Annotated in this window: 11 protein-coding genes, 1 tRNA gene and 1 CRISPR repeat array; of the genes, 7 read left to right on the top strand and 5 right to left on the bottom strand. The window is 50.5% G+C overall.

Going from position 1 to position 12,644, the window contains the following annotated elements; genetic code table 11:
- The first annotated feature begins 15 nt into the window (after positions 1 to 15).
- Entirely contained in the window at positions 16 to 996 is a 981-nt protein-coding gene (locus H5985_RS07775) for a hypothetical protein (RefSeq protein ID WP_205050749.1), read from the top strand.
- A gap of 64 nt (positions 997 to 1,060) precedes the next feature.
- On the opposite strand, the gene H5985_RS07770 is transcribed toward H5985_RS07775, so the two are convergent.
- The 4 genes from H5985_RS07770 to kdsA form a co-directional block, all read right to left on the bottom strand.
- Positions 1,061 to 2,257 (bottom strand): M20 metallopeptidase family protein, encoded by a 1,197-nt coding sequence (locus H5985_RS07770; protein WP_205050748.1) that lies wholly within the window; start codon positions 2,255 to 2,257, stop codon positions 1,061 to 1,063.
- A 93-nt stretch (positions 2,258 to 2,350) separates the two neighbouring features.
- Positions 2,351 to 2,731 carry a septum formation initiator family protein gene (locus H5985_RS07765; protein WP_205050747.1) on the bottom strand — a complete coding sequence of 127 codons (381 nt, stop codon included), beginning with the start codon at positions 2,729 to 2,731 and terminating at the stop codon, positions 2,351 to 2,353.
- Between the two features lie 23 nt (positions 2,732 to 2,754).
- On the bottom strand, positions 2,755 to 4,047 hold the full coding sequence (eno, locus tag H5985_RS07760) for a phosphopyruvate hydratase (RefSeq protein ID WP_205050746.1): 1,293 nt from the start codon (positions 4,045 to 4,047) through the stop codon (positions 2,755 to 2,757).
- A gap of 133 nt (positions 4,048 to 4,180) precedes the next feature.
- Entirely contained in the window at positions 4,181 to 5,032 is an 852-nt protein-coding gene (gene kdsA / locus H5985_RS07755) for a 3-deoxy-8-phosphooctulonate synthase (protein WP_205050745.1), read from the bottom strand.
- Between the two features lie 161 nt (positions 5,033 to 5,193).
- Between kdsA and H5985_RS07750 the strand changes: the two genes are divergently transcribed.
- Entirely contained in the window at positions 5,194 to 6,678 is a 1,485-nt protein-coding gene (locus H5985_RS07750; protein WP_205050744.1) for a DUF1846 domain-containing protein, read from the top strand.
- A gap of 64 nt (positions 6,679 to 6,742) precedes the next feature.
- On the opposite strand, the gene H5985_RS07745 is transcribed toward H5985_RS07750, so the two are convergent.
- Positions 6,743 to 7,693 carry a cation diffusion facilitator family transporter gene (locus H5985_RS07745; protein WP_205050743.1) on the bottom strand — a complete coding sequence of 317 codons (951 nt, stop codon included), beginning with the start codon at positions 7,691 to 7,693 and terminating at the stop codon, positions 6,743 to 6,745.
- 185 nt (positions 7,694 to 7,878) lie between these two features.
- Here H5985_RS07745 and H5985_RS07740 point away from each other — a divergent pair, with 185 nt between their 5' ends.
- The 5 genes from H5985_RS07740 to H5985_RS07720 all read left to right on the top strand — a co-directional run bounded on the left by H5985_RS07740 (position 7,879) and on the right by H5985_RS07720 (position 12,019).
- Positions 7,879 to 8,946 (top strand): hypothetical protein, encoded by a 1,068-nt coding sequence (locus H5985_RS07740; protein ID WP_205050742.1) that lies wholly within the window; start codon positions 7,879 to 7,881, stop codon positions 8,944 to 8,946.
- Complete coding sequence (gene recJ / locus H5985_RS07735) at positions 8,943 to 10,631, top strand: single-stranded-DNA-specific exonuclease RecJ (RefSeq protein WP_205050741.1); 1,689 nt, start codon at positions 8,943 to 8,945, stop codon at positions 10,629 to 10,631. The genes H5985_RS07740 and recJ overlap by 4 nt, the downstream gene beginning before the upstream one ends.
- 69 nt (positions 10,632 to 10,700) lie before the next feature.
- Positions 10,701 to 11,465: a triose-phosphate isomerase gene (gene tpiA / locus H5985_RS07730; RefSeq protein ID WP_205050740.1), complete on the top strand. Its 765-nt coding sequence runs from the start codon at positions 10,701 to 10,703 to the stop codon at positions 11,463 to 11,465.
- A 57-nt stretch (positions 11,466 to 11,522) separates the two neighbouring features.
- Positions 11,523 to 11,885, top strand: coding sequence for a preprotein translocase subunit SecG (secG, locus tag H5985_RS07725; protein ID WP_205050739.1), 363 nt, complete (start codon positions 11,523 to 11,525; stop codon positions 11,883 to 11,885).
- Between the two features lie 49 nt (positions 11,886 to 11,934).
- A tRNA-Leu gene (locus H5985_RS07720) sits at positions 11,935 to 12,019 on the top strand.
- 73 nt (positions 12,020 to 12,092) lie between these two features.
- Positions 12,093 to 12,421: a CRISPR direct-repeat array (repeat unit 28 nt; unit sequence TTTCTAAACTACCTACACGGTAGTGAAC).
- Positions 12,422 to 12,644: the final 223 nt, after the last annotated feature.

Genomic DNA, 12,644 nt, shown 5'->3' with positions numbered 1-12,644 from the left:
CTGGACGTTTGTACCATGAAAACAGTTTTTAAAACAAACGAAAAACATAACGTCATGGGCTTTTCCCTTGAGGGTCTTCAGGGTGGTTTTTATCTGATGGGGGACCCCATCCTCGCCACCTTAAACGGTCCTTACCCCATCCGGAATCTGTCTGAAAAAGAAGCTATTGAAAAAATTCGCCTCATCACCGATGACTTTTTGGAAAAAACCGGGAAAAAAGAGGGGCTCATCGCCTGGGTATTCAAACTGATCATTGACGGAGAATGTCTTATTTATTCCGTCAACATCAATGCTGCCACTAAAGAGATCAGTGTCACGCATCAAAACTTAAAAGAGGTGCTTGACTCTTTCTTACCCAAGCAAGTCAAGGGCGGCGAAGAGGTCGACGGCTTTTTCATTAAATCTGAAGACGATAAACTCTGGGCGTTTGAACCGGTGGAACACTTCCTGCTCTGCCTCGTGCCCGATAAAGAACAAGCCGCTATCAACGTTCGTGTGTATCAGGCCGACCCGGCTTTAGCCGACTTGATTGAACACGACCAAAACGACTTGCTTGAGCGCTTTATGAATCAGGTCTTGCCCAAACTCTCAGATCGGTACCCGCAGCTTTCTCCCGTGAACGAGGCTAAACAGGCTGATCCTGAAAAGCTCTTTGAAGGCCTCATGTCTTTGCTTGAAAGCCCCGCTGAGCGGATGCCTTTGCGTGACGTGACGCTCAAGCTCACCGGTCAACCCGAAGTCACTATGAAGCTTTCTCACCTCTTCGGCTTCCGTGCGATCAGAGAAAATGACAGAAAAACCGAGCACCTCACGGTTTATTCCGACGGTCACTGCTACTGGCTCTATACCGTCACACCGGCCGAAAAAGAAACCGAGGAACCGCTCATGACTCTTGAGAAAATCACACCCGAACAAATCGTGGATTTAGCCCGCCGTATGGTTTGGGGACAGACGAAAGCCGATGAGATCCTCAAGACGCAAAAGTGGATTAACTGAACGTAGCGTTGAACGCAACTTTGAATCGGGATGCCGAGAACCGGCATCCCTTTTTTGCACAATATCAGGCCTGCATTCGATTCAATGCGATGGAGACAAGAACCGCAGCCCCCGCGGCAATGGCCTTATCGTTGAAATTAAAGCGTTCGTTATGAACCGGTGCGGTATGATCCGCATCTTTCATACCGAGTCGGAAAAGGCAGCCGGGACGCTCCAAAAGCATGAAGGAGAAATCTTCTCCGCCCATCGTGCGCTTGAAGTCACCGACATTTTCTTCACCCAAAACCTTGCAGGCAATGGCCTTAGCAGCAGCCACTTCATCGGGAGTGTTATACATAGCCGGATACAGGCGAATGTATTTTGCCTCAGCTTTAATGCCGTGCGTTTGCGCAACTCCTTCGGCAATTTCTTTAATGCGGCGTTCGATCAAATCACGAACTTCGGGTTCATAAGAGCGCGTTGTTCCCCGAATGAGCGCTTTTTGCGGAATAACGCTCGTGCCGTTGGGGTCGCCTGCCTGTGCACACCCGATTGATACCACTGCAGACAAATTGGGATCGACATTTCGGGAAACAATACTCTGAAGCGCCCCGATCGCTTCGCCCATCGCCAAGACAGGATCTTTGGCAAAATGCGGACGTGAACCGTGACCGCCCTTACCCTCAAAAACAATTTCAAAAATATCGGCGTTTGAGGTCGCGTAGCCCGAGACAAAGCCCACCTTACCCACATCAATCGAGGGTTCGGCGTGAAGTGCGTAAAACTCTTCAATGCCGAAACGATCCACGAGCCCGTCTTCGACCATATGACGAGCGCCGGCAAAGCCTTCTTCACCGGGTTGGAAAATAGCCACAACGGTTCCGACAAAGTGGCGATGCTGCATCAGATATCTCACCACCGCCAAAAGGGTTGCGACGTGGCCGTCATGGCCGCAGGCGTGCATGTGTTTGGGCTTTTGACTGGAATAGGAAACACCGGTATTTTCATTGAGCGGTAAAGCATCGCTGTCGGCTCTGAGTCCTATCGTGCGACCGGGTTGATCACCCTTGATCACGCAGACGACACCTGCCACATCAGGGCCGCCCACTCGCGTATGAATCTCTTCACAGCCGAAACTCTTAAGCGAATCCACGATCGTTTTTTCCGTTTCGGTGAGATTTAGACCGATTTCCGGATTGTGGTGAATCACGTGGCGAATTTGCGCCGCCACCTCCGCACACTCAGCCATCTCTGCCGGTGTGACACAAATGCAATCAGCCATAATAGTTCCCCTTGAAGAACAAAGTATTTTTCAGTTATAGCTGATCGCAGAAAAAGACAGCGAAAAATTTTTAGAAAAGGTAGAGATTTCGCCTTATTTGGCGGCCTCAGATGACGGAGGGGTTACCGGTGCAGGACGGTACAAGGGGTCGTTAAGAATATCGGCAGGAATAGCGTTGCCGGGTAAAACTTTCTGAGGTCTTTGAATGCGGAAAAGCACTTCGCCGGGTCGAACCATATTCAGATCGTACCGTGCACGCTCCTCAATGGCATCGGCGCCTTGCTGCAGAGAACGGACTTCGGCGGCCAAGCGTTGGTTTTCTTCGAAAATGAGCACGTTCTGCTCGCGGATATCGGCAAGCTCTTCACTTAACGACACCACCCGAATATAACCGCCTTGACCGCCGATCAAAGGCCAGAGCATGAGCAGCAACAAAATCACCAATACTTTGATGATCTTATCGGCAGTTATCATCGACTCTGACCTTTACCCGTCAATTAGAAGGACCATTCCTTGACGCAATAGAAAGCGTCACGGCCCGGATAAACGGCTTGGTCGTCCAATTCTTCTTCAATACGAAGCAATTGGTTGTACTTGGCCATACGGTCACTGCGGCTCATGGAACCGGTCTTGATCTGGCCGGCGTTCACAGCCACGGCCAAGTCAGCGATGAAGCTGTCTTCGGTTTCGCCGGAGCGGTGAGAGACCACGACGGAGTAACCGGCGCGCTTGGCCATTTCAATAGCAGCGAGCGTTTCGGTGAGGCTACCGATTTGATTGACCTTAATGAGGATGGAGTTGGCCACACCCTTTTGGATGCCTTCGGCCAAAATCTTCGGGTTGGTCACAAAAAGGTCATCGCCCACGAGCTGCACGCGGCGGCCCAAAGCATCGGTCAACTTCTTCCAACCTTCCCAGTCGACTTCAGCCATACCGTCTTCGATCGAAATGATCGGATACTTAGCCACCCAGCTTTCCAAGACCTTGATCCATTCTTCGGCGGTATAGGTCTTGCCTTGTCCCTTTTGGACATACTTGCCGTCTTCGTAGAATTCGCTTGCGGCGCAGTCCAAACCGATGGCAATATCCTTACCCGGTTCGTAGCCCGCAGCCTTGATGGCTTCAATGATCAACTCGATAGCTTCTTCGTGGCTGTCGATATTGGGAGCAAAACCGCCTTCGTCACCCACAGCCGTGCTCATGCCGCGACCGTTGATGATTTTCTTTAAAGCATGGAAAGTTTCTGCACCGTAGCGCAAAGCTTCATGGAAGCTCGGAGCGCCCAACGGGATAATCATGAATTCCTGCAAATCGAGGTTATTGTTGGCGTGAGCGCCGCCGTTGATCACGTTCATCATCGGCACGGGCATTTGCACGGCACCCATACCGCCCAGGTAGCGATAAAGGGGCAAACCGCTATAGTTGGCTGCTGCACGGGCGCAGGCCATGGACACACCCAAAATGGCATTGGCGCCGAAGTTGCTCTTATTTTCCGTGCCGTCGTCTTCGATCATTTGCGTGTCGATCGAAGCTTGCTGCGTCACATCAAAACCGATCAAAGCCGGCTGAATCTTGGCGTGAATGTTTTCCACGGCCTTCATGACACCCTTACCGCCGTAGCGAGAGTCCTTGTCGCGCAATTCAAGTGCTTCACGAATACCGGTGGAAGCGCCGGAAGGCACGGCAGCGCGACCCATCACGCCGCTGTCAAGATAAACGTCGCATTCAACCGTGGGGTTGCCGCGGCTGTCCAAAATTTCACGAGCGACGATGGCATTGATCGTAGACATATCGGAAGTTCCTCAAAAGTATGTTTTAAGCGGTTGCGACCCCGCAGCCGCCGCAAGAAAAAATACCGAAATCGGCCGTGCCGACTTTTGGTCGCTATTGTACCGAAGCGGCTCAAAAGCCGCTTCAATACAGTTAAAGATCGTTCTCCAGTAAGGGCAGTCCCTTGACCACTTTATCAATGACCACCAGGCTGCTCAAAAGCTCACGCATGCGAGAAAGCGGCACCATATTCGGGCCGTCGCTCTTGGCACAGGCCGGATCCGGATGGGTTTCCATGAAAAGCCCCGAGACGCCGACAGCCACGGCTGCACGCGATAAAACCGGAACAAACGCGCGATTGCCGCCCGAACTCGTTCCGTTGCCTCCGGGCAACTGTACCGAGTGCGTTGCATCAAAGACAACCGGCGTGCCGGTCTCACGCATGATGGCAAGGCTTCGCATGTCGCTTACCAAATTGCCGTAACCGAATGAGGCACCGCGCTCGCAACACATGAAATTGTCTTCATTGACACCGGCCTCACGAGCGGCGGCTCTCGCCTTTTCAATCACATTGACCATGTCATGCGGAGCAAGAAATTGTCCCTTCTTAATATTGACAGGTTTTCCCGTACGGGCGCAGGCACAGATGAAATCCGTTTGACGACAAAGGAAAGCGGGCGTCTGCAATACGTCAACGTACTTGGCAACTTCCGTGACTTGGGCTTCGTTATGCACGTCGGTTACGACCGGCACGCCGACCGTTTCTCTGACTCGGGCCAGAATTTCCAGACCTTTTTGCATCCCGGGGCCCCGAAAGCTCGAGACAGAGGTACGATTGGCCTTGTCAAAACTCGCCTTAAAAATATAGTGAATGCCCAAGCCATCGCAGATAGACTTCATCTCACGGGCAATCTCCATCACCATTTCCTCACTTTCGATCACACAGGGACCGGCCATGAGAAAAATAGGTTGATCAAGACCGACTTCAAAACCGCAAAGTTTCATTAGTACGCCTTTATAAAAGAACCGCAAAAAAGACCCATTCGGATAATGTCCTTAGGAAAAAGAACGTATCCGTTTGCAAAAATGTCATTTCGGCGGGTGTTATTTTGTCTGTTTTGATTATACTGATCGATTGTTGTTTTTCTGACTGAAAGGACTAGGAAATGAAGACGATCGGTTTTGATAATGAAAAGTATCTCACGACCCAATCGGAACAGATTCGTCGCCGAATCGCCCAGTTTGGCGGAAAACTCTACCTGGAGTTCGGAGGCAAACTTTTTGACGACTTCCACGCCTCCCGCGTTTTGCCGGGTTTCCAACCCGACAGCAAAATCCGCATGCTCCAACAACTCAAAGACGATGTTGAAATCGTCATCACCATCAATGCCAACGACATTGAATCGAGCAAAGTACGCGGTGACCTGGGTATTACGTACGATGAGGACGTTTTACGCTTGATTGACTCTTTCCGTGAAATGGGTCTTTATGTCGGCAGCGTCGTTCTCACTCAATACACCGGTCAGAAAGCCGCAGAAGCCTTCTTAAAGCGTCTGGAGACTTTGGGCGTTCCGCATTACCGTCATTACCCGATCCCCGGTTATCCCTCAGACGTGGATTTCATCGTCAGTGAAGAAGGCCTGGGCCAGAATGAATACATCGAAACGTCCCGTTCGTTGATTGTCGTTACGGCTCCCGGCCCCGGAAGCGGCAAGATGGCGACGTGCCTGAGCCAGCTCTATCATGACCACAAGCACGGTATTACTGCGGGTTACGCCAAATTTGAAACGTTCCCCATCTGGAACCTTCCGTTAAAGCACCCCGTGAACTTAGCCTACGAGGCAGCCACGGCGGACTTAAACGATGTGAACATGATCGACCCCTTCCATTTGGAAGCCTATGGCAAGACCGCTATCAACTACAACCGTGACGTGGAGATTTTCCCGGTTTTAAATGCCATTTTTGAACGCATTCAAGGAGTTTCTCCTTATAAATCCCCGACTGATATGGGTGTGAATATGGCGGGCAATTGCATTGTTGATGATGCCGTCTGCCGTCACGCCTCACGCATGGAAATTCTTCGCCGCTACTACGCAGCCGGCGTCAAACATATGCGCGGAGCTTCAAATGAACAGGAAATCAACCATCTGAAGCTTGTGATGAATCAAGCCGAAACAACCCCGGATATTTTCCCGGCCGTTGCGGTTGCCTTGAAAAAAGCGGAAGAAACAGGAGCTCCTGCTGCCGCGATGATGCTGCCTGACGGACGCATGGTAACAGGTAAAACCTCCAGCACGTTGGGTTGCGCTTCGGCCATGCTCTTAAACGCTTTGAAACTTTTAGGCAACATCGATCACGATGTCGATTTGATCTCTGCACGGGTTCTTGAGCCGATCTGTCAGTTAAAGACTCAGTATCTGCTTCACAAAAACCCGAGACTGCATATTGATGAAGTGCTGTTGGCTCTGACAATTTCTGCCCTGCGCAATGAACCGGCTCAAATTGCCAAAGAGCAGCTATCCAAACTTCGCGGCTCTGAAGTGCATTTCACGGTGATTATCAGTGAGGAAGACGAACGGATTTTGCAACGCTTGGGCATTAACATCAGTTGCCAACCGCGTTACGAAACCACACGCCTTTACCACAAGTAAGCCGAGTACCGTAAAAAATCCCCGATAGAAAAAATTCAATCGGGGATTTTTTGTTGCTCTTCAATTAATGTTTTTCAGACAAGGGACAGGTACTTTCCCACTCCGGCTGAAGTGCAACGTGATCAATGTTAAAGCGCTCTTTCACGTTCTTGCGCACCTCTTCCAGAATAACCGGCCAAGACTGATGCGAGTCAATGTGCAGGTGCGCGGTAATGGCCGAATACCCCGGGCTCATCACCCAAACATGCAAATCGTGCACACTTACCACTCCCGGTATTGATGCAATGGCTTCGCCTACATCGTCAAAATTCACGCCTTCAGGAACGGCATCGAGCATCACCGGAACCGTTTCTTTCAGCACTCCCCATGCTGCATGAGCCACCAATGCGCAAATCAGGAGCGACAAAATCGGATCAACCTCCACCGGCCCGCCGAAATAAATCACTGCGCCGGAAATAATGGCGGCCACAGACCCCAACAAGTCGCCCAAAACGTGAACAAGAGCCGCACGGGTGTTGACGTTTTTCTTGTCGCGCGACAATGAAAGAGCCACGGCAATATTGACAAACAAGCCGATCGTGGCAATCAGCATGACGCTGCCCCCGGATACATCATGGGGATTGGTCAAACGATCAATGGCTTCGTAGCAAATCCAACCCAAGACCACAAACATGATCAAAGCGTTGATAAAGGCCGCAAGCACCTCAATTCGAGCATGACCGAAAGAGTGGTGGCTGTCGGCCCCTTCCCGAGCGAGCCAATTGGCGACAAGCGCAAAAAGAAGGCTCGCAGCATCGGTAGCCATATGACCGGCATCACCGATCAAAGCCAAGGAGTTACTCAGTAAGCCGCCGATCAGTTCCACCGCGGAAAAGCCGAGCGTTAATAAAACCGCCACGCCCAAAACACTAGTTTTTACCTGACGGGTTGCGTGGTTATAAAGACTGTCCCCCTGCCCATGGCTGGAAAACAGGCGCTGCTCCTGAACTTTGTCCGTATTTTTTGAGTTCAACATCTTTTCTTCGCTTTCTGACGAACATGGGCTCGCAGTGTACTGCTTTTAAACGTTCAATTGATGATTGAAAATCAGTCTCAAAATCCTGTTCCAATCGCCTAAAACTGCTCACGTATAATGCACACATTATTGTTAATGTTGACGATGTTCGGGGATTTTTCCGGTCGCCCGAACCTTTGCAGTAGATGAATTCAGCGTATTTTTTGATCCCGGGTCTGAGACTGCCCTCTGAGCTGCTCAGCAACGGCTGTGCGATTGATTTCTCCCCTCTTTTACAGTTAGCCGAAGGCGCGGGCGATGTTATTGTCCAAGAATTGGTGCATGACCCGGTTCTCGATGGTGCTTCGCACCTCGTGTGGCTTTGGCAAGTGATCGGCAAACGTTCAGGGATGCCCGAAACCGCAGCGTTTGAGTGGGAAGCCGACGGCGGACCTGCCATGGGAGCGCAGACTTGGCGCCTTCACAGTGTTCATGAAGAAGACCGTGATTCAATGCGCATTTTGCGAAAACCCAAAGAAGATCTCACTGCGGCCGAGCGCGACGATTTGCATGATGAAATATTGGCTTGCGTACGAGAGTTCGGGTTTCAGCTTCAACAATGGGCTGATCGGTGGTATCTCACCTGTAACCGAGACTGGGCGCTTTTCGTGCGTCCCTGGTGCGCCCAACAATATCGCCCCTTCACGGATGAGAGTTTGGACGGCCCGGCCGCAGAAGAATTTAAAGTACTGACCCAAAGACTTCGAGAGATTGTCAGTAAGAGCGGACTTAACGCCAGACGACAGGCCGCAGGCAAGGAAAGCATTGACGGCTTTTGGCCTGACGGCGGTTCCCGTCGCCATTTGCTCAAACCTTCCACCCTTCGTGCCGTCATGGCCAACGACTCTTTTGTATGGGGTTGGGCACAAAATGCAGGACTACTGAATTTCAGAACCACTCCCCTTAAAAACGATTGGCCCGAAGCACCCGAAGGGGATCTGCTTGCAGTGGTCGATGATCTTTATGACAGCTACCGTCAACAGGACTGGCAAACCTGGGCAACGAAACTGCCGCAGGTCATCGATACCGTCCGACATTTATCGGATCTGGCCCATGCCAGACGAGCTTCGCGCTTGGTGCTTGTCGCAACCGGTGCGCGCGACACGCACACTGTAGTTGTTGAAAAAACGGCCGGAGCCAAAGGACTTTTTGCTCGTTTTAAGAAAAAGAAAGCGCTCAATGTCCAGGCCTTTTTGAGTGAGGAGGCAAAATGACCCGCTTTATCACTCGAGATTACAGCCCTGCCATTGCAGCCCACTTACAAACAGAAGGGTTCCCGGAGCCTCTTGCACGAGTCTTGGCAGCACGAGGAATTGAATCGGCCTACGATCTGAAGGCCGATTGGCGAGCCATGCTGCCTCCCGAGACACTAATGGGAACGTGTGCCGCCGCTCAGCACTTAGCCGATGCGATCGAAGCCCGCAAACGCATCATGATTATCGCCGACTATGACTGTGACGGAGCAACGGCCTGTGCAGTTGCACTCAAGGGTCTTCGCAGCATGGGCGCATGCGTTGACTATCTGGTTCCCGACCGATTTGTCTACGGTTACGGCTTAACACCCGCTATTGTTGATCTGGCTGCTGAAAAAAAAGCCGAGCTGATTTTGACGGTTGATAACGGCATGGCGAGCATTGACGGGGTACTCGAAGCCAAAAAGTTGGGCATTGATGTCATCATCACTGACCATCACTTACCGGCCGATACGCTGCCAGCTGCAGCCTGCATCGTCAATCCCAACACTCCGGGGTGTAATTTCCCGAGCAAAAATTTAGCCGGTGTCGGCGTCATGTTTTATGTACTGATGGCCCTTCGGGCTGAATTCAGAAAACGCGGACGCTTTGATGCCAAGACTCAGCCCCGATTAGATTCGCTCGTCGATTTGGTGGCATTGGGAACTGTCGCTGACGTGGTCAAACTTGACCGAAATAACCGCATTCTTGTGCAACAGGGCTTATGCAAAGTTCGCAGCGGTCACACTCAACCGGGCCTTAAAGCCCTCTTTGAGATAGCGGGCAGACCCAGCGCTCAGGCTCGTGTGCGGGATTTCGGTTTTGTCATTGCACCGCGTATCAATGCTGCGGGCAGATTGGATCTGATGACCGCAGGCATCGAATGCCTAATGAGTGAAACAAACGAAGAGGCTCAGCACTACGCCAAAATTCTGGACGACTACAATCGTCAGCGCCGCGAACTGGAAATCAATATGCAGTGGGATGCGGCGATGATTCTCAATCAAATTGATGTCACGAAACGCCACACCTTAGCGCTTTTTGAACCGAGCTGGCATCAGGGAATTGTCGGCTTGGTCGCCAGCCGTATCAAAGAAAGCAAACATCGACCGACCATTGCCTTTGCCAATGCGGGAGATAATGAATTGAAAGGTTCCGGCCGCTCGATTGAGGGCGTACACCTCAGAGATATGCTGGATCTTGTTACCAAAACTTCACCCGGAATAATCAAAAAGTTCGGGGGGCATGCGATGGCTGCCGGACTGACAATTGAGGCGAACCGTTTCGAAGAATTTGCCGATGTGTTTGAAAAAGTCGTGGCAAACAGTTGTGATGAAGATGTCTTCGAGCGTCATGTGCTCATTGACGGAGAGCTTCAGCCTCGGGACATTACCCCCTCACTGGTCGAAGCCATCAATTCGCAAATCTGGGGACAAGGCTTTTTGCCGCCTCTTTTTGCCAATGAGTTTAAAGTGCTGCATCAAACGGTACTCAAAGGCGGACACCTTAAATTAACACTTGATTTACAAGGGTATCGTTTCAACGGTATTTTCTTCAGACGCTCGGCCGAGGTGGGGTCAGTGGCGCGCCTTGCGTATCGGCCTGAAATCAACGAGTGGATGGGACAACGAAGCATTCAGCTTGTGATTGAACAAGTCGAAGGATAGTTCGTTCAGCGCCTTGTTTTTTCTTGATATTCGTCTAAAATTAAGACCTTTATTTTGGGTGGTGTCGTTATGACTCGTAAACCTTTTGTTGTCGCGAATTGGAAAATGAACGGTAGTCTCAAAGCCAATGCAGATTGGATTGAGACCGCTTTGCCGCAAATGAGCGGTACCCGTCTTCATTGCGATGTGGCTGTTTGTGCCCCGAGTGTCTACTTGTCACAACTGGTAAAGGGTTTTGAACATAGCGCAACGCTTGTGGGTGCTCAAAACTGCGCTCAATACACTCAAGGAGCCTATACCGGTGAAGTATCCGCTGGGATGCTTGCCGATATCGGTTGCGATCTCGTCATTCTCGGCCACTCTGAACGCCGCACGCTTTTCGGAGAAACCGATGAAACGGTTGCTGAGAAAGTCAAACTCGCTTTTGATAACGGCGTGATGCCGATTGTCTGTGTGGGCGAAACGCTTCAAGAACGCGAAGCCGGTCAAACAATCGAGGTTGTGAGCCGTCAATTACGTGCTGTTTTAAATAAAGTCGGCATCATGCCTTTAGTGGCCGGTGCCGTCGCTTATGAGCCTGTCTGGGCAATCGGCACGGGTAAGAGCGCAAGCGCAGAAGACGCCCAAGCCGTGCATCAGGCTCTCCGAGCTGTTTTGGCTGAGGTGGATGAAGAAGCCTCTAAACGCACTCGCATCCTCTACGGCGGCAGCGTCAAAGCGAAAAATGCCCCCGAGCTTTTTGCTCAGCCCGACATTGACGGTGCTTTAGTCGGCGGAGCCTCACTGAAAGCTGAAGATTTCCTGGCTATCTGCCATTGTGCAGATAACCTGTAATTGAATAAAATTTCGAAATAATTTTTGCGTTAAAGGAAAATAAAAAAGATGTCCTCCATGTTGATCTCCATCGCAATCGTGGTTCAAATCATCTCCGCGATCGCCGTGATCATTCTGGTTTTGTTGCAACACGGTAAAGGTGCCGACCTCGGTGCTGCTTTCGGTAGCGGCGCCAGCGGTTCTATTTTCGGTGCGTCGGGTTCCGCTAACTTCTTATCTCGTTCAACTGCTGTGGCTGCCACGTTCTTTTTCCTGGCTACCATCGCGTTGACGTTGGGTTCCGGCGCCTTCAAATCGGCCCCTGCACCCACCTCCGGTGTATTAGGTTCCGTCGAACAATCACAATCTATTGACGCAGATCAAACAAATACGACACAACCTGCCGCTCCGGCCTCGCAATCTCAACAGATTCCGCGCTAAAATAATGAACTCTGATTTGGAGACTTTCTCCGAAAAAGAGTAGAGATTCGCGGCCGTGGCGAAATTGGTAGACGCACCATCTTGAGGGGGTGGCGGAGCAATCCATATGAGTTCGACTCTCATCGGCCGCACCAAATTTCAAACCCGAACTGATTCATTTCAGATCGGGTTTTTCGTATTCGTTGCACTCCCCTGCAATTACCTCTTTCTCTAAGCTACCTATACGGTAGTGAACGAAGAAAAGCAATCAGACGTTTCTACTGTACTTTTCTAGGCTACCTACACGGTAGTGAACGGGCAAGTAAGATCATTAACGCACTCTTTTGTTTTTCTAAACTACCTACACGGTAGTGAACCATGCAAAAAGATCTGCGAGCTGCAAATGCGATTTCTAAACTACCTACACGGTAGTGAACCCTTATAGTTATCTTATAGTTTATCTCTTAGTTTTCTAAACTACCTACACGGTAGTGAACTTTTAAAATGGCTGAATTATTATCATTGGAATTTTCTAAACTACCTACACGGTAGTGAACTGTAGAAAATTATTTCAAAAATCAGATAAATCAAAGACAATAATCCCGGTATCAAGTACGAAGTGCAATTTTCCCATCGGATCTAGACTATCACTTTAATTCCGACAGAGACTATTGATATCTTCTTCGATATCGTTTCAACGCTCGGTTGAAAACATCGTCCGGAGCATTGTATCCCAGAACCCGTTTCGGACGGTGATTAATTTTATCTTGTGCTTGTTTA

It is taken from the genome of Parasutterella secunda (assembly GCF_016901835.1).
GTDB lineage: Bacteria > Pseudomonadota > Gammaproteobacteria > Burkholderiales > Burkholderiaceae_F > Aphodousia > Aphodousia faecavium.
The sequence above is the reverse complement of the archived record's forward strand: the minus strand, read 5'-3'. Positions and strand labels throughout refer to the sequence as shown.